Below are 17,635 nucleotides of genomic sequence, written 5' to 3'. Positions count from 1 at the left end.
GGGAGCTGGCTTGCCTGCGATAGCGTCAGTGAATACACCACCTACTTAGACAGAAAACGCATGCCTTCTTCCAGCCCACGCAACGTCAGCGGATACATCTGATCCTCCACCAACTCGCGCACAATCCCCGTCGACGCCGTATAGCCCCAAGTGTCTTTCGGGTACGGGTTAATCCAGATCAGCTTCTTGTACTTGGCCATGAAGCGCTGCATCCACACATACCCAGGCTCCTCGTTCCAGTGCTCGACACTGCCGCCGGCCTGGGTGATTTCATACGGCGCCATCGACGCATCGCCGATAAAAATCACTTTGTAGTCGGCGCCGTACTTGTGCAGCAGGTCCTGGGTAGAGGTGCGCTCTGAAGTGCGGCGCTGGTTGTTCTTCCACACCGACTCGTACACGAAGTTGTGGAAGTAGAAGTACTCCAGGTGCTTGAACTCGGTTTTGCACGCCGAAAACAGCTCTTCGCAGATCTTCACGTGAGCGTCCATCGAGCCGCCGATATCGAACAGCAGCAACAGCTTGATGGTGTTGCGCCGCTCCGGGCGCATCTGGATATTCAGCAAGCCGGCATCCCGCGCCGTGTGGTCGATGGTGCCGTCGATATCCAGCTCTTCAGCCGCACCCTGACGCGCAAATTTGCGCAGGCGGCGCAGGGCGATCTTGATATTGCGCGTGCCCAGCTCGACCTGATCGTCGAGGTTCTTGTATTCGCGCTGGTCCCAGACCTTTACGGCTTTGCCCTGGCGTTTGCCGGCATCACCAACCCGGATACCTTCCGGGTTGTAGCCGCCGGAGCCAAACGGGCTGGTGCCGCCAGTGCCGATCCACTTGTTGCCGCCGGCGTGGCGTTCTTTCTGTTCTTCCAGGCGTTTCTTGAATTCTTCGATCAACTTGTCCAGGCCGCCAAGAGACTGGATCTGCGCGCGTTCCTCATCGGTCAGCGAGCGTTCGAATTCCTTGCGCAGCCATTCTTCAGGGATCAACGCCTGCAGGTGGTCGTCGAGCTTTTCCAGCCCATTGAAATAGGCGCCGAACGCACGGTCGAACTTGTCGAAGTGCCGTTCGTCCTTGACCAGAATCGCCCGGGCCAAGTAATAAAACTCGTCCATGTCAGCGAAGACCACGCGCTGTTTAAGCGCGTTGATCAGGTCGAGCAGCTCGCGCACCGACACCGGCACCTTGGCGGCGCGCATCTCGTTGAACAGGTTGAGCAGCATCAGCGATTACCGCGACGGCTCATGAACGCCAGACGCTCCAGCAACTGCACGTCTTGCTCGTTCTTGACCAGGGCACCGGCCAGCGGCGGAATAGCCTTGGTCGGGTCGCGCTCGCGCAGCACCGCTTCGCCGATGTTGTCGGCCATCAGCAGCTTGAGCCAGTCGACCAGTTCGGAGGTAGACGGCTTTTTCTTCAGGCCCGGCACTTTGCGCACGTCGAAGAACACGTCCAGCGCTTCGCTGACCAAGTCTTTCTTGATGTCGGGGTAGTGCACGTCGACGATTTTTTGCAGGGTGCTGCGATCGGGGAAGGCGATGTAGTGGAAGAAGCAGCGGCGCAGGAAGGCGTCCGGCAGCTCTTTTTCGTTGTTGGAAGTAATAATGATGATCGGGCGTTTCTTGGCCTTGATGGTCTCGTCGATTTCGTAGACGTAGAACTCCATCTTGTCGAGTTCCTGCAACAGGTCGTTGGGGAACTCGATGTCGGCCTTGTCGATTTCATCGATTAGCAGGATCACGCGCTCCTCGGACTCGAAGGCTTCCCAGAGCTTGCCCTTTTTCAGGTAATTGCGCACATCGTGGACTTTCTCGTTGCCCAGTTGCGAGTCGCGCAGGCGGCTGACCGCATCGTACTCATACAGGCCCTGATGCGCCTTGGTGGTCGACTTGATGTGCCAGGTGATGAGCTTGGCACCAAAGGACTCGGCCAATTGCTCGGCGAGCATGGTCTTGCCGGTGCCCGGTTCGCCCTTGACCAGCAGCGGCCGCTCCAGGGTGATGGCGGCGTTGACGGCCAGTTTCAGGTCATCGGTAGCCACATAGGCCTGGGTGCCTTCGAACTTCATCGGTCATTCCTCGAATTCATCAATGCCCGGACTATACCGCGCAGCCCCGGCGACTGTGAACGCAGACGGGTTATTCAGTCTCTGAATGGCCGGTCACATCGCAGGCCAACGGGCGGGGTCATGCTTATGCTTGTGTGGGAGCTGGCTTGCCTGCGATGCGAGCACCTCGGTGATTCAGGCAGACTGAGTTGATGCTATCGCAGGCAAGCCAGCTCCCACACAAGCCAGCTCCCAGGGTTAGTTGGCGGAAGGCTTGGGTTGTTCGTAGCGCGCATTGAACGCCTGGATGAAGCCATTACGCAAAATCGCCAAAAATGCGGAGAACGCGCTGATATCTTGCTGATGCACGCTGCCACTGAGTTCCACGCGGGTGGCAAACTGGTTTTTGTTCTGGTTCTTGAGCACGGTTTCGCTGGTGCCTACCACGGCTTCCCAGATCGAGCGGAAGATGTTTTTGTCCTTGTTCTCCACGTCCTGTTTCCAGTCGAACACTTCTACATCGCGCAGCAGCGGCTTGATATAGCCAGTGAGCTGGCCTTTTTCCGCTTGGGCTTCAATCACCACGTCGCCGGTGCCAGCCTTGAAGTCGAATTTGCCATAGGCCGAGGCGAAGTCGTTCATGCGTTTAAGTTGCAAGTCGCGGGCGCGGAAGCGGAATTCGAAGTCTTCAAAATTATTTAAAGGATCAAAGGTTGCGTTGGCCTCCATAGGGGCCTGGCCCTGCAGCAGGGCCTTGCCTTCGAATCGCGCGTCGCGTTTGCCTTTGAGGTCTACCACGTTGGTCAGGTTGTACAGACTGGCATTGACCTCGGTGGCCTTGATGTTCACCTGGGGCTTGGAGCTGAAATTATGAAAGGCGATCTTGCCATCTTCAATGCGCACTTCATTCAGCGTGATCGGCAGCAGTTTTTTCAACTGTTGCTGCCAGTCGGTGCCTTTACCGGTTTGGGACGCCTGTTTGTTGGCACCGCCGTCGACGAAGTTGATTTCAGGCTTTACGAAATGGCCCTCGGCGACGACGGCATGGTCGTACCACAGCGAGTGCCAGCTGACGGCAAATTCAATCAGCGGCGCGTTGACGAACGGCACCGGTACTTTACCGTCGACCTTGACGATTTTCAGGCCATTAATGCGGTAGGCGCCACGCCACAAGGCCAGGTCCACGTCAGTGACCTGGCCACGGTAGTCGCCCATGTCGGCCAGCTTGTCGTTCAGGTAATTGCGCACCAGATAGGGCAGGGCCAGGTCCAGGGCGATCAGTACTACCACCAGTACGGCGACGATCCATAGCAGCCCACTGTAGCGACGTTTCATGTCAATGCTCTCCAACGGTATAGGCGATGGACCGCACGCGCGGGCGCAACGTTCCTCTGACTGGACGCCCAAAGGCCTGAGGCATACCCTTGGGGCCTTCTTGAAATTGCCTTAAGGACCCGTCATGAGCCGTATCTTTGCCGACAACGCGCACTCCATCGGTAACACGCCCCTGGTGCAGATCAACCGCATTGCGCCGCGTGGCGTGACCATCCTGGCCAAGATCGAAGGGCGTAACCCGGGTTACTCGGTGAAGTGCCGCATTGGCGCCAACATGATCTGGGACGCCGAAAGCACCGGCAAACTCAAGCCGGGCATGACCATTGTCGAACCGACCTCCGGCAACACCGGCATCGGCCTGGCATTTGTCGCCGCCGCCCGTGGCTACAAGCTGCTGCTGACCATGCCGGCCTCCATGAGCATCGAGCGACGCAAAGTGCTCAAGGCCCTGGGCGCCGAGTTGGTGCTGACTGAGCCGGCCAAGGGCATGAAAGGCGCTATCGACAAGGCTGGCGAGATTGTCGCCAGCGATCCGGCCACCTACTTTATGCCGGCCCAGTTCGAAAACCCGGCCAACCCGGCTATTCACGAGAAAACCACCGGCCCGGAAATCTGGAACGACACCGATGGCGCCGTGGACGTGCTGGTGGCGGGCGTGGGCACTGGCGGCACCATTACTGGCGTTTCGCGCTATATCAAGAACATTGCGGGCAAGCCGATTCTGTCGGTGGCGGTTGAGCCGAGGGTATCGCCGGTGATCACCCAGGCGCTGGCCGGTGAGGAGATCAAGCCGAGCCCGCATAAAATCCAGGGCATCGGCGCCGGGTTTGTGCCGAAAAACCTCGACCTGTCGATAGTTGACCGCGTGGAGCTGGTGACCGACGACGAATCCAAGGCCATGGCCCTGCGCCTGATGCAGGAAGAGGGGATTTTGTGCGGTATCTCCTGCGGCGCCGCCATGGCTGTGGCCGTGCGTCTGGCCGAGAAGCCGGAAATGCAGGGCAAGACCATCGCGGTGATCCTGCCGGACTCCGGCGAGCGTTACCTGTCGAGCATGTTGTTCAGCGATCTGTTTACCGATCAAGAAACCCAGGCGTGATGATCTCCTGTGGCGAGCAGGCTTGCCCTGCGCTGGGCTGCGAAGCAGCCCTAAACCCGACGAATCGGTCTATCAGGTACACCGCGTAGTCTGAATTGGGAGTGCTTCGCACTCCAACGCAGGGCAAGCCTGCTCGCCACAACAAGCCTGCTTGCCACAACGGCTCCGCTCATCATCGGAGTTGATGTATATCAGCCGGTCGGCCTGGGCCTTCTGCATAATGGCCCAAGTGTTTATCATGGCCGGCTGCTACGTCTGGTTTCCCGTTGACGGGAGGTTGCTGGCCAGGCGCTTATTTTCAGGAGTTGCTGCATGACCTTTTCTTTGGCCGCCAAACTGTCGGTGCTGGCGTTGTTTATCGGCAGCATTCTGTATGTGCACTTGCGCGGCAAGGCGCGTTTGCCGGTGTTGCGCCAGTTCGTCAACCATTCGGCGCTGTTCGCCCCGTATAACGCCTTGATGTACCTGTTCTCGGCCGTGCCGTCCAAGCCATACCTGGATCGCAGCAAGTTCCCGGAACTGGATGTGCTCAAGGACAACTGGGAGGTGATCCGCGAAGAGGCCATGCACCTGTTCGACGAGGGTTATATCCGCGCCGCCGAAAAGAACAACGACGCCGGTTTCGGCTCGTTCTTCAAGAAGGGCTGGAAGCGTTTCTACCTCAAGTGGTACGACAAACCCCTGCCATCGGCCGAGGCGCTGTGCCCGAAAACCGTGGCTTTGGTGAGCAGCATCCCTAACGTCAAGGGCGCGATGTTCGCGCTGCTGCCGGGTGGCAGCCACCTCAACCCGCACCGTGACCCGTTTGCAGGCTCCTTGCGTTATCACTTGGGCCTGTCCACGCCGAACTCCGACGACTGCCGCATCTTCGTCGACGGCCAGGTCTACGCGTGGCGCGACGGTGAAGACGTGATGTTCGATGAAACCTACGTGCATTGGGTGAAGAACGAAACTGAAAAGACCCGTGTGATTCTGTTCTGCGATATCGAACGCCCGCTGAGCAACCGCCTCATGACCGGCATCAACCGCTGGGTCAGCAAGCAGCTGGGTCGCGCGACTGCGCCGCAGAACCTGGATGACGAGCGTGTGGGCGGGATCAACCAGGCGTATGCCTGGAGCAAGACGTTCAGTGACAAGTTCAGTGGTGTGGTCAAGCAGTGGAAACGCAAGCATCCCAAGGCCTACCGCATTGCGCGGCCGGTGCTGGCTGTGGTTGTGCTGGTGCTGCTGTGGAAGTGGCTGTTCGGCTGATCTGAACACGGTCAAAACTGTGGGAGCAGGCAAGCCAGCTCCCACATTTGATCTCCCGTGTTGCTTAGGACGCGATCAACTGGCGCAGCACATAGTGCAAGATGCCACCGGCCTTGAAGTATTCCACCTCATTAAGCGTATCAATCCGGCACAGCACCTCAACCTTCTCGCTGCTGCCGTCTTCACGGGTAATCACCAGCGTCAGGTTCATCCGTGGCTCGATCTCGGCATCGGTAAGCCCAAGAATGTCGATCTTCTCCTTGCCGGTCAGCTTGAGCGCCTTGCGGTTCTGATCCAGCTTGAACTGCAGCGGCAACACACCCATGCCCACCAGGTTGGAGCGGTGAATCCGCTCGAAACTCTCGGCAATCACCGCCTTGACCCCCAGCAGGTTAGTGCCCTTGGCCGCCCAGTCGCGGCTTGAGCCGGTACCATATTCCTGGCCTGCAATCACCACCAGCGGCGTGCCCGAGGCCTGGTACTTCATGGCCGCGTCATAGATCGGCATTTTCTCGCCGGTGGGGATGTACAGCGTGTTGCCGCCTTCTTCGCCGCCGAGCATTTCGTTGCGGATACGGATGTTGGCAAAGGTGCCGCGCATCATCACTTCATGGTTGCCCCGGCGTGAGCCGTAGGAGTTGAAGTCGCGTGGCTCCACGCCTTGCTCGCGCAGGTAACGCCCGGCGGGGCTGTCGGTCTTGATATTGCCGGCGGGGGAGATGTGGTCGGTGGTCACTGAATCGCCCAGCAGGGCCAGCACGTTGGCGCCCTTGACGTCTTCGATCACCGGCAGTGGCCCGGAAATATCGTCAAAGAACGGCGGATGCTGGATGTAGGTGGAGTCTTTCTGCCACACATAGGTCGCGGCCTGCGGCACTTCAATCGCCTGCCATTGCTCGTCGCCGGCAAACACTTCGGCATATTCCTTGTGAAACATACCGGTGCTGACCTGCGCCACCGCGTCGGCAATCTCTTTGCTGCTCGGCCAGATGTCTTTGAGGTACACCGGCTTGCCGCCCTTGCCTTCGCCCAGCGGCTCGCTGCTGATGTCGATACGCACGGTGCCCGCCAAGGCATAGGCGACCACCAGCGGCGGCGAAGCCAGCCAGTTGGTTTTCACCAGTGGGTGCACGCGGCCTTCGAAGTTGCGGTTGCCCGACAGCACCGAAGCCACCGCCAGGTCGGCCTTCTGGATGGCTTTTTCGATCGGCTCAGGCAATGGCCCAGAGTTGCCGATGCAGGTGGTGCAACCGTAGCCGACCAGATCAAAGCCCAGCTTGTCGAGGTATTGGGTAAGGCCGGCCGCCTTGTAGTAATCGGTCACCACCTTGGAGCCGGGCGCCAGGGAGGTTTTCACCCACGGCTTGCTGGTCAGGCCTTTTTCCACGGCCTTTTTCGCCACCAGGCCTGCGGCCATCATCACGCTGGGGTTGGAAGTGTTGGTGCAGGAGGTAATCGCGGCGATCACCACCGCGCCGTTTTTGAGGCGATAGGTGTGGCCGTCGTACTCGTAATCGGTCTCGCCGACCAAATCCGCATTGCCCACGGCAACCCCGCCGCCGCCTTCACTTTCCAGGCGGCCTTCTTCTTTGCTGGCGGGTTTGAACTGCAGGTCGAGAAAGTCCGTGAACGCCTGGCCAACATTGGGCAGTGACACACGGTCCTGCGGGCGTTTCGGCCCGGCCAGGCTGGCTTCGACACTGCCCATGTCCAGCGCCAGGGTGTCGGTGAACACCGGTTCCTGGCCGGCGTTACGCCACAGGCCCTGGGCCTTGGTGTAGGCCTCCACCAACTTGACGGTTTCTGCCGGGCGGCCCGACAGGCGCAGGTAGTCCAGCGTCACTTCATCCACCGGGAAAAAGCCGCAAGTGGCGCCGTATTCCGGGGCCATGTTGGCGATGGTAGCGCGGTCGGCCAGGGGCAGGTCGGCCAAGCCGTCGCCATAGAACTCGACGAATTTGCCCACTACGCCTTTTTTACGCAGCATCTGGGTGACGGTCAGCACCAGGTCGGTGGCAGTAATACCTTCTTTCAATTTGCCGGTCAGCTTGAAGCCGATCACTTCCGGAATCAGCATCGACACCGGCTGGCCGAGCATCGCCGCTTCCGCTTCGATACCGCCCACGCCCCAGCCCAGTACACCCAGGCCGTTGATCATGGTGGTGTGGGAGTCGGTGCCCACTAACGTGTCGGGGAAGGCGTAAGTGCGGCCGTCTTCGTCCTTGGTCCACACCGTGCGCCCCAGGTACTCAAGGTTGACCTGGTGGCAGATGCCGGTGCCCGGTGGCACCACGCTGAAGTTGTCGAACGCACTTTGGCCCCAGCGCAGGAAGGCATAGCGTTCGCCGTTGCGCTGCATCTCGATGTCGACGTTCTGTTCAAAGGCGCTGGTGCTGCCGAACTTGTCGACCATCACCGAGTGGTCAATCACCAGGTCCACGGGGGACAGCGGGTTGATGCGCTGCGGGTCGCCACCGGCCTTGGCCACGGCGGCGCGCATGGCGGCCAGGTCGACCACGGCGGGCACACCGGTGAAGTCTTGCATCAATACGCGGGCCGGGCGGTACTGGATCTCGCGGTCGGACTGGCGCTCTTTGAGCCAGGCGGCGATGGCCTTGAGGTCGGCGCCGGTGACGGTCTTGTTGTCTTCCCAGCGCAGCAGGTTTTCCAGCAGCACCTTGAGGGACATCGGCAGCTTGTCCAGGTCACCCAGGCTCTTGGCGGCTTCGGGCAAGCTGAAGTAGTGGTAAGTCTTGTCGTCGATTTGCAGGGTTTTGAGGGTTCTCAGGCTATCTAGCGATGACATTACATGACTCCTTATGGTCCGCACGGCTACGGACCTGACGGGACGAACAGAGCTTTCAACTTAGCCCTGTTTTCATTAGCAGGCTAATAACTGGACTCTATCGTTAAGTCCAAGGTTCCGAACTCGGCTATCATGCGCGCGTTTTCATGACAGGTATTGCGATAGCGCAAGGCCGGTTGAGTCACCAGGAGAGTTGATGAACACCCTTTTTATGCACTGCCGCCCGGGTTTTGAAGGCGAAGTCTGTTCCGAGATCGCGGAACACGCCGCGCGCCTGAACGTTTCCGGCTACGCCAAGGCCAAGACCGGCAGCGCCTGCGCCGAATTTGTCTGCACCGAAGAAGACGGCGCCCAGCGCCTCATGCACGGCCAGCGCTTTGCCGAGCTGATCTTCCCAAGGCAGTGGGCGCGCGGGGTATTCATCGACCTGCCGGAAACCGACCGCATCAGCGTGATCCTCGCCCACCTGCGCGAATTCCCGGTGTGCGGCAGCCTGTGGCTGGAGATGGTCGACACCAACGACGGCAAAGAGCTGTCGAACTTCTGCAAGAAATTTGAAGTGCACCTGCGCAAAGCCTTGCTCAACGCCGGCAAGCTGGTGGACGACCCGAGCAAGCCGCGCCTGCTGTTGACCTTCAAAAGCGGTCGCGAAGTGTTCATGGGCCTGGCCGAGTCGAACAACTCGGCGATGTGGCCGATGGGCATCCCACGCCTCAAGTTCCCGCGTGACGCGCCAAGCCGTTCGACCTTGAAGCTTGAAGAGGCCTGGCACCACTTCATCCCCCGCGACCAGTGGGACGAGCGCCTGCATGGCGACATGACCGGCGTCGACCTCGGCGCCGCGCCGGGCGGCTGGACCTGGCAACTGGTCAACCGTGGCATGCTGGTGACCGCCATCGACAACGGCCCCATGGCCGAAAGCCTGATGGACACCGGCCTGGTGCAGCATTTGATGGCCGACGGTTTTACCTTCGTGCCCAAGCAGCCCGTGGACTGGATGGTCTGCGATATCGTCGAGAAACCGGCACGTAACGCCGCGCTGCTGGAAACCTGGATTGGCGAAGGGCATTGCCGCGAAGCGGTGGTGAACCTCAAACTGCCGATGAAGCAGCGTTATGCTGAGGTAAAGCGTTTGCTTGAGCGCATCGAAGACGGCTTCAAGGCTCGTGGTATTCGGGTGGAAATCGGCTGCAAGCAGCTGTATCACGACCGAGAGGAAGTGACTTGCCACCTGCGTCGGCTGATTGATGCAAAAAAACCTAAAGGTCGCTGAAACCCAATGTGGGAGCTGGCTTGCCTGCGATAGCGGTATAACGGTTGAAATCTATGTTGAATGTGCCCCGGTCATCGCGGGCAAGCCCGCTCCCACACTGGAGCGGGCCAGTTTCAGGAGTGATTATGAGTATTGAATTGCCTGTCGACGGCACCCTCGACGCCACCGGCCTCAACTGCCCGGAACCGGTGATGATGTTGCACCAGCACATCCGCGACCTGCCGCCTGGCGGCCTGCTCAAGGTGATCGCGACCGACCCGTCGACCCGTCGCGATATTCCCAAGTTCTGTGTGTTCCTTGACCACGAACTGGTGGATCAGCAGGAACAGGCCGGCAAATACCTGTACTGGATTCGCAAGAAGTCTGCTTAAACCAGGCGAATCCGCCGGCGCGCGCTGCGTGCCAGGCGGATCAACAGCATCGCCGCGGCGCAGCTCAAGCCCACGATCAGCCCTTGCCACAGCCCACTCGGCCCACTTGCTGCGCCCAGCCAATCGGTCAGCCCCAGGGCATAACCCACCGGCAACCCCACGCCCCAGTAAGCAAACAAGGTCAGCACCATGGTCACCCGTGTGTCCTGGTAGCCACGCAACGCGCCGGCTGCGGTGACCTGGATCGCGTCGGAGAACTGGAACAGCGCCGCAAACACGATCAGCATCGATGCCACGTGGATCACCCGCGGGTCAGGCGTGTAAATCGTGGCAATCTGTTCGCGAAACAGCAGCATCAGGCTGCAGGACAGGCACGCGTAGGTCAGTGCCGTGCCCATGCCGACCCCGGCGGCAAAGCGTGCTTCACGCGGCTCGCCACGGCCCAATGCCTGGCCGACCCGCACCGTGACCGCCATGCTCAGCGAATAGGGGATCATAAACACCAGCGAGCTGAAGTTCAGCGCGATCTGGTGCCCGGCCACCACGTTGGCGCCCAGGCTGCCGATCAGCAGGGCGATCACCGCAAAGATGCTCGATTCGGCAAACACCGCGATCCCGATCGGCAGGCCGATGCCCAGCACGCGCTTGATCACGGCCCATTGCGGCCAGTCGAAACGCTTGAACAACTCGCTGCTCTGGTACGCCGGTGCCCAGCGGGTCCAGGCGGCGAGGCCGAGCATCATCACCCACATCACAATGGCTGTAGCCCAGCCACAGCCCACGCCGCCCATGGCCGGCACACCGAAGTGGCCATAAATGAACACGTAGTTCAGTGGAATATTCAATGCCAGCCCGCACAGGCCCATGACCATGCTGGGGCGCGTACGGCCCAGGCCATCACTGAAGCAACGCAACACGTAATACAGGGCGATGGCGGGCATGCCGGACGCGATGCCGTGCAGGTAGGCCATGCAGGGTTTGATCAGCTCGGGGTCGACATTCATCGCGTGCAGGATCGGCTCGGCGCTGATCAGCATCAGCAGGGCAGTGATGCCCACCACCACTGCCAGCCACAGGGATTGGCGCACCAGCGGGCCAATCTCGGTGTGGTGACCGGCGCCGAAGCGCTGGGCGACTTTGGGCGTGGTGGCCAGCAGCGTGCCGGTCATCAGCAGGTATACCGGAATCCAGATCGAGTTGCCCAAGGCCACCGCCGCCAGGTCTCGCGGGCTCACGCGCCCGGCCATCACCGCATCGACAAAGCCCATGGCCGTGGTGGCGAGTTGGCCGATCATGATCGGCAGGGCCAGGGTCAGCAGGCTGCGCACCTCGCGACTGACGCGGGCGAGGCGGGAGAGGGTGGAGGTGGCGGTGTTCACGTGCGGTTGTCCAGTAAAAGAGTTGCAAAGGACGGCGAAGTCTACGTGTTGACGCTGTGGTCAGGAAAAAACCTGTGTTGCTGATTTGTAATGCGCTTTCCCGGTAGAGGATAAACCCCTGTGGGAACAGGCCCATGTGGGAGCTGGCTCCCACACAAGCCAGCTCCCACACTCGAACCACGCATCCCTGTACACTGCTGGTCCGCGAAAGGAGCCTGCCATGCTGATTGTTGCCGACGAAAATATCCCGCTGCTCGATGCCTTCTTCGAAGGGTTTGGCGAGATTCGCCGCGTACCCGGGCGTTCCATCGACCGCGCCACGGTCGAGCAGGCCGATGTGCTGCTGGTGCGCTCGGTAACAAACGTCAATCGTGCCTTGTTGGACGGCACTCAAGTGCGCTTTGTGGGCACCTGCACCATTGGCACCGATCACCTGGACCTGGATTACTTCAAACAGGCCGGTATCACCTGGTCCAGCGCCCCGGGCTGTAATGCCCGAGGCGTGGTGGACTATGTGCTGGGCAGCTTGCAGACCCTGGCCGAAATCGAAGGCGCCGACCTGAACCAGCGCACTTATGGCATCGTCGGTGCCGGTGAAGTGGGCGGGCGCTTGGTCAAGGTGCTTAAAGGTCTGGGTTGGAACGTGCTGGTGTGCGACCCGCCGCGCCAGATTGCCGAAGACGGTGATTACGTCAGCCTGCAGCAGATTATCGAGCAGTGCGATGTGATCAGCCTGCACACGCCGCTGACCAAGTCTGGTAACGGCTCCACCTGGCACCTGTTTGATCGTGAACGCCTTGGTCGCCTCAAGCCCGGCACCTGGCTGATCAACGCCAGTCGCGGCCCTGTCGTCGATAACGCGGCCTTACGCGAAGTACTGCTGGAGCGCGAAGACCTGCAAGCCGTGCTGGACGTGTGGGAAGGCGAGCCCGAAGTGGACGTCGACCTGGCCGACCTGTGCGTGCTGGCCACACCGCATATCGCCGGCTACAGCCTCGACGGCAAACAGCGTGGCACCGCGCAGATCTACCAGGCTTTGTGCGCCCATATGGGCCAGGAACCCAGTATCCAGTTGAGTGATTTGTTGCCGCAGCCATGGCTGGCCGAGGTGCACTTGAATGCATCGACAGACCCGGCCTGGGCGCTGGCGACCTTGTGCCGCAGTGTGTACGACCCGCGCCGCGATGATGCGGATTTGCGCCGCAGCCTTGTGGGAACCGTGGAAGAGCAACGCAAGGCGTTCGACCTGCTGCGCAAGCATTACCCGGAGCGTCGCGAGATAGATGGCTTGAAGGTGCGGATCAATGGCGAGTCGGCAGTGTTGTCGAACATCGTCACTGCATTGGGCGCCATGCCTTTATAGGACTGTTACGCCTGTGGCGAGGGAGCTTGCTCCCGTTCGACTGCGCAGCAGTCGCAGGCTTTCAGGGGCGCTGCGCACTGGAGCGCCAGCCCGGCCCAGCGGGAGCAAGCTCCCTCGCCACAAAAGGCGGACCACAAAAAACAGGCATAAAAAACCCGGCCATCAAGGCCGGGTCTGAAAGAGCGTGGGCGCGTCAGCCTTGCTTGGCAGGTTTGACCAGTCGCTGTTCCAGGTCGCTGCACGCTTGCTGGATCATTTCTTCGGTAATCTGCACTTCGCGGCCCTTGGCGTCGATATACGAGCAAGGCAGGTGCTGCGGCTGGCGAATCACTTCAATTTTGGCGTCACTGCTGTTTTGCAAGGTCATGGCCTGTCTCCTCATCAGGTTGTGTGCCTAATCTAATACCTGCGCGTGACCGCGCTATTACAACTGCTTACACGATCACCGCTTCGAACGCCCAGTCCAGCAGAAACCGATACAAATTTCCACCCAGGCGTTAGACCGATAGCCTCTAGGCATCAACATCGGCGGGCATAATTAACCTGACGCATTGTTATTTAGCTAAGTTCCCCCAATGTTGGTGTACAGGTTCCTCATCGGTATGCCCGCCATGTTCTCAGTCCGTCAACGCCGTGCCATTCGCCTGGCCAGCCGCTTTATCGCGCCGTACCGCTGGCAGGCACTGGGTGCTTTGTTGGCACTCATCGTCACTGCGGGCATCACCTTGTCCATGGGGCAGGGCATTCGCCTGCTGGTGGACCAGGGGTTCATGACCCAGTCGCCGCACCTGCTCAACCAGTCCATTGGCCTGTTCATGGTGCTGGTGCTGGGCCTGGCCGTGGGTACGTTTGCGCGGTTTTACCTGGTGTCGTGGATCGGCGAACGGGTGGTGGCGGACATTCGTCGGCAAGTCTTCAATCATCTGATCTACCTGCACCCAGGCTTTTACGAGAACAACCGCAGTTCGGAAATCCAGTCGCGGCTGACCACCGACACCACGTTGCTGCAATCGGTGATCGGCTCGTCGCTGTCGCTGTTCCTGCGCAACGCCTTGATGGTGATCGGCGGCATCGTGCTGTTGTTTGTCACCAACCCCAAGCTCACCAGCATCGTGGTGGTGGCGCTGCCGCTGGTGCTTGCGCCGATCCTGATCTTCGGTCGCCGCGTGCGCAGCCTGTCGCGGCTGAGCCAGGACCGTATTGCCGATGTGGGCAGTTACGTGTCGGAGACGCTTGGCCAGATCAAGACCGTGCAGGCCTATAACCACCAGGTGCAGGACGAACAGCGCTTTGCCATCACCGTGGAAGAGGCGTTTGCCACGGCGCGTAAACGCATCGCGCAGCGCGCCTGGCTGATTACACTGGTGATCATGCTGGTGCTCGGCGCCGTGGGGGTGATGCTGTGGGTGGGCGGTATGGATGTGATCAGTGGGCGGATTTCCGGCGGTGAACTGGCGGCGTTCGTGTTTTACAGCCTGATCGTCGGCAGTGCGGTTGGCACTCTGAGCGAAGTGCTCGGTGAGCTGCAACGTGCCGCCGGTGCCGCTGAGCGGATTGGCGAACTGTTGCAGTCGAGCAATGACATCCAGGCACCCGCCGAAGGCAGCGTGCAGTTGCCGGAGCGGGTCAGCGGTCGTATGGAACTGCAAGACTTGCGTTTTTCCTACCCGTCGCGGCCGGACAGCTACGCCATCGACGGTTTGAGCCTGAGCATCAACCCCGGTGAAACCCTGGCGTTGGTCGGCCCATCCGGCGCGGGTAAATCGACGATCTTTGATTTGCTGCTGCGCTTTTACGATCCGCAGCAAGGCCGCATCCTGCTTGAGGGCCACCCGCTGACCGAACTCGAGCCAATGGACCTGCGCCGTCATTTCGCGCTGGTTTCCCAGAGCCCGGCGCTGTTCTTCGGCAGCGTTGAAGAAAACATCCGTTATGGCAACCCGTCCGCCACCCGCGAACAGGTCGAAGCCGCGGCACGCATCGCCCACGCCCATGACTTCATCCTGCAAATGCCCGATGGCTACCAGACCCATCTGGGCGACGGCGGTATGGGCCTGTCCGGCGGCCAACGCCAACGCCTGGCCATCGCCCGCGCGTTGCTGGTGGATGCGCCGATCCTGCTGCTGGACGAAGCCACCAGCGCCCTGGATGCGCAGAGTGAGCATTTGATACAGCAAGCCTTGCCGCAACTGATGCAGGGCCGCACCACGCTGGTGATTGCGCATCGGTTGGCCACAGTGAAGAACGCCGACCGGATTGCGGTGATGGACCAGGGCAAGCTGGTGGCAGTGGGTACGCATCAACAGTTGATTGCGAGTAATCCGTTGTATGCACGGTTAGCGGCGTTGCAGTTCAGTGATGGCGGTGAGGTTGTGAAAAACGAAGGCTAGCGCGATCTATGTGGCGAGCGGGCTAGTGTGGCAGGCAGGCTAGTAGGGTGAGCAGGCTAGTAGGCTGAGCAGGTTTGTTGTGGAGAGCGGGCTTGATGTGGCGAGCGGGCTTGCCCCGCGTTGGGCTGCGTAGCAGCCCCAAAACTTGCCGACTCGGTCTATCAGTTACACCGTGGCGGGGCTGAATAGGGAGCGCTTCGCACTCCAGCGCAGGGCAAGCCTGCTCGCCACAACAAGCCTGCTCGCCACAACAAGCCTGGTGGCCAAATGAAACCTGTTGGCCACAGCAAGCCTGCTGATCGCACTTCAGTCAGTCTTACTGATCATCAAAATACCGCTCATGCCAATCCACCAGCGGCTGCGGTGAATTGAGTTTCTGCCCGTAGATCACCGAATAAGACAGCACGTTCTGCACATACTGGCGGGTTTCGTCGAACGGGATGCTTTCCACCCACACATCGAAACTCAGGTGGTCGGCACCGCGCAGCCACTGGCGCACACGGCCGGGGCCGGCGTTGTAGGCGGCGGAGGCGAGTACGCGGTTGCCGTTGAATTGGCTGTGTACCTGGCTCAGGTAGGCGGCGCCGAGCTGGATGTTTTTGTCCGGGTCCAGCACCTGGGCCGGGGAGGCCAGTGGGATGCTGAATTTACGTGCGGTTTCTTTGGCAGTGCCGGGCATCAGTTGCATCAGGCCACTGGCGCCGACGCCGGAGCGCGCGTCGTCCATGAAGGCACTTTCCTGGCGGGTGATGGCGAACACCCAGCTTGAATGCAGGCCACGCACCTTGGCTTCGCGTACCAGCGTGTCGCGGTGTGCCATCGGGAAACGAATATCCAGGTCATCCCAGTACTGCGCCTGGCTGATGGTGCGGATCGCCGGGAAGTACCACTTCATGTCGTAGGCCAGCTTGGCCTGGGCGACCATTTCATCGCGGTTGAAGTGACGGCTGACGTGGTACCACTCGCGGCGGCCATCAACAATCTGGCCGCGTGCATAGAACTCCATCGCGCGGCGCACACCGGGGGTGTTGCGCACTTTGTTGATCAGCGCCTGGCTCATCACCAACGGTTTGTTTTTCAACTGGTAGGGCGCTTTGGAGCGATCAGCCGCGAGGAACCCGTAGAAATCACGTTCCTGCGCAAGATTCTTGTACAGCACCAGCGGCTGCGGGTTCTTCGGCTCGGCCAGTTCCAGGCTGCGCGCCTGCCAGTAGCGCCAGCGGTTGGTGGTGGCCAGGTCTTGCGGGAGTTTGCGGGTCAACTGGTAGGCATCTTCCCAGCGAGCCAGGCGCAACAGCAGGCGCAGGCGCCATTCGGAGACGGTGTTGTCACGCAGCTCGGGGTCGTACTTGGTCATCACGTCCAGGGCGCGTGGGTCGTAGCGGCGCGCGAGGGTCAGGCCGATTTCGCGGGCGATCGACACTTTTTCGTCACGGGAGAAGTGCATGCTGCTGGCATAGCCGTCGAGCAGGGCCATGGCCTTGTCCGGGTCCTGGCGTGCCAGGCGGCGCAGGCCCAGGCCCACAGCGTCAGACATGGCCTCGTTGGCCGGCAGGAAGCGCGACGGGTCGCTGAGCATGTCGGGCTTTTGCGCCACGTCGATCATCAAGCGGCCTTGGGCGCCAAGGGTTGGCAGGGTTTTCACCAGGCTGTTGGCCAATGCGTAGTTGCGGGCTTCGGCGGCGAGCTTGGCGCGGTCCCAGATTTTCTGTTCGGTGAGTTGGCCATCGGCGGCCCACTGGCCAAAGGTGGCGTCACAGGCGGCCGGCTGGGATTTGCCGGTCATCCAGAGTTTTTCGGTGGTCTTGTAGCCTTCGGCTTTGAGGTTGTGCGTCAGCTGGTACTGGCCATGCAGGCAGTCCAGTTCGACGAAATTGAGCTTGGCGTCGTAGTACTTTTCGAAGGTTTGCCAGTCACCACGGTCGGCCAGCCAGCGCAACCAACGCAGTTTCATCCAGTTGGCCTGGGGCAGGTCGCCGTTTTTGGCGAGGAACTGTTCGATTTCCTCGTTGCTCGCGGTTTTGAGGCGCGCGGTCAGCTCGTCGTAGGCCAGGTACGGCGTGAGCGGGTAGTCGGCCAGGGCCTGGCTGTATTGCATATACGGGCCGCTGTCGCCTTTGGCGAGGGCGCGTTTGGCTTCATCGTAATACTGACGTTGGGTGGTGAGGTCCACGGCCTGGGCGGATTGAACGGCGGTGGCGGAAAGAAGCAGACAAGATAAAAAGTTGAAAAGGCGACTGCGCATGAGACGTCCGTGCAGAGAAATCACGACTAGCACCGGCACCGCCGACACTGATTGCCCCTAGCTTAGCCTTTTGCCAGCG

13 protein-coding genes are annotated in these 17,635 nt (G+C 60.6%); 6 read left to right on the top strand and 7 right to left on the bottom strand.

What is annotated here, in order from left to right:
• Nucleotides 1–41: 41 nt before the first annotated feature.
• The 3 genes from GIW48_RS17575 to GIW48_RS17565 all read right to left on the bottom strand — a co-directional run bounded on the left by GIW48_RS17575 (nucleotide 42) and on the right by GIW48_RS17565 (nucleotide 3,379).
• The gene (locus GIW48_RS17575) at nucleotides 42–1,220 is read right to left on the bottom strand and encodes a vWA domain-containing protein (protein WP_138816246.1); all 1,179 of its coding nucleotides are present in this window, start codon (nucleotides 1,218–1,220) and stop codon (nucleotides 42–44) included.
• Entirely contained in the window at nucleotides 1,220–2,065 is an 846-nt protein-coding gene (locus GIW48_RS17570; protein WP_017137402.1) for an AAA family ATPase, read from the bottom strand. Before GIW48_RS17570 ends, GIW48_RS17575 begins: the two co-directional genes overlap by 1 nt.
• Nucleotides 2,066–2,302: 237 nt before the next feature.
• Complete coding sequence (locus GIW48_RS17565) at nucleotides 2,303–3,379, bottom strand: DUF748 domain-containing protein (RefSeq protein WP_017137403.1); 1,077 nt, start codon at nucleotides 3,377–3,379, stop codon at nucleotides 2,303–2,305.
• Nucleotides 3,380–3,503: 124 nt separating this feature from the next.
• On the opposite strand from GIW48_RS17565, the gene cysK reads away from it, so the two are divergent.
• Nucleotides 3,504–4,478: a cysteine synthase A gene (gene cysK / locus GIW48_RS17560; RefSeq protein ID WP_236461440.1), complete on the top strand. Its 975-nt coding sequence runs from the start codon at nucleotides 3,504–3,506 to the stop codon at nucleotides 4,476–4,478.
• 312 nt (nucleotides 4,479–4,790) lie between these two features.
• On the top strand, nucleotides 4,791–5,729 hold the full coding sequence (locus GIW48_RS17555) for an aspartyl/asparaginyl beta-hydroxylase domain-containing protein (protein WP_017137405.1): 939 nt from the start codon (nucleotides 4,791–4,793) through the stop codon (nucleotides 5,727–5,729).
• Between the two features lie 64 nt (nucleotides 5,730–5,793).
• Here the strand turns inward: GIW48_RS17555 and acnA are convergent, their stop codons facing one another.
• Nucleotides 5,794–8,535 (bottom strand): aconitate hydratase AcnA, encoded by a 2,742-nt coding sequence (gene acnA / locus GIW48_RS17550; protein ID WP_236461444.1) that lies wholly within the window; start codon nucleotides 8,533–8,535, stop codon nucleotides 5,794–5,796.
• 196 nt (nucleotides 8,536–8,731) lie between these two features.
• On the opposite strand from acnA, the gene rlmM reads away from it, so the two are divergent.
• Both rlmM and tusA read left to right on the top strand, forming a co-directional pair.
• Nucleotides 8,732–9,808 (top strand): 23S rRNA (cytidine(2498)-2'-O)-methyltransferase RlmM, encoded by a 1,077-nt coding sequence (gene rlmM, locus GIW48_RS17545; RefSeq protein ID WP_236461446.1) that lies wholly within the window; start codon nucleotides 8,732–8,734, stop codon nucleotides 9,806–9,808.
• Nucleotides 9,809–9,933: 125 nt separating this feature from the next.
• Nucleotides 9,934–10,179 carry a sulfurtransferase TusA gene (tusA, locus tag GIW48_RS17540; protein ID WP_058419610.1) on the top strand — a complete coding sequence of 82 codons (246 nt, stop codon included), beginning with the start codon at nucleotides 9,934–9,936 and terminating at the stop codon, nucleotides 10,177–10,179.
• On the opposite strand, the gene GIW48_RS17535 is transcribed toward tusA, so the two are convergent.
• Nucleotides 10,176–11,558 (bottom strand): MATE family efflux transporter, encoded by a 1,383-nt coding sequence (locus GIW48_RS17535; RefSeq protein WP_236490674.1) that lies wholly within the window; start codon nucleotides 11,556–11,558, stop codon nucleotides 10,176–10,178. The two genes, tusA and GIW48_RS17535, sit on opposite strands and share 4 nt — an antisense overlap.
• Nucleotides 11,559–11,778: 220 nt before the next feature.
• On the opposite strand from GIW48_RS17535, the gene pdxB reads away from it, so the two are divergent.
• Nucleotides 11,779–12,921: a 4-phosphoerythronate dehydrogenase PdxB gene (gene pdxB / locus GIW48_RS17530; RefSeq protein WP_099548672.1), complete on the top strand. Its 1,143-nt coding sequence runs from the start codon at nucleotides 11,779–11,781 to the stop codon at nucleotides 12,919–12,921.
• A 193-nt stretch (nucleotides 12,922–13,114) separates the two neighbouring features.
• Here the strand turns inward: pdxB and GIW48_RS17525 are convergent, their stop codons facing one another.
• A complete protein-coding gene (locus GIW48_RS17525) occupies nucleotides 13,115–13,288 on the bottom strand; it encodes a PA1571 family protein (RefSeq protein ID WP_017137411.1) in 174 nt (57 codons plus the stop codon).
• 235 nt (nucleotides 13,289–13,523) lie between these two features.
• Between GIW48_RS17525 and GIW48_RS17520 the strand changes: the two genes are divergently transcribed.
• The gene (locus GIW48_RS17520) at nucleotides 13,524–15,311 is read left to right on the top strand and encodes an ABC transporter transmembrane domain-containing protein (RefSeq protein WP_169985558.1); all 1,788 of its coding nucleotides are present in this window, start codon (nucleotides 13,524–13,526) and stop codon (nucleotides 15,309–15,311) included.
• A gap of 316 nt (nucleotides 15,312–15,627) precedes the next feature.
• Here the strand turns inward: GIW48_RS17520 and GIW48_RS17515 are convergent, their stop codons facing one another.
• Nucleotides 15,628–17,556, bottom strand: coding sequence for a transglycosylase SLT domain-containing protein (locus tag GIW48_RS17515; protein WP_017137413.1), 1,929 nt, complete (start codon nucleotides 17,554–17,556; stop codon nucleotides 15,628–15,630).
• Nucleotides 17,557–17,635 lie beyond the last annotated feature (79 nt).

Source organism: Pseudomonas sp. PA-6-3C, from assembly GCF_021605825.1.
Lineage (GTDB): Bacteria > Pseudomonadota > Gammaproteobacteria > Pseudomonadales > Pseudomonadaceae > Aquipseudomonas > Aquipseudomonas edaphica.
This window is presented reverse-complemented; position numbering and strand designations above follow the sequence as displayed.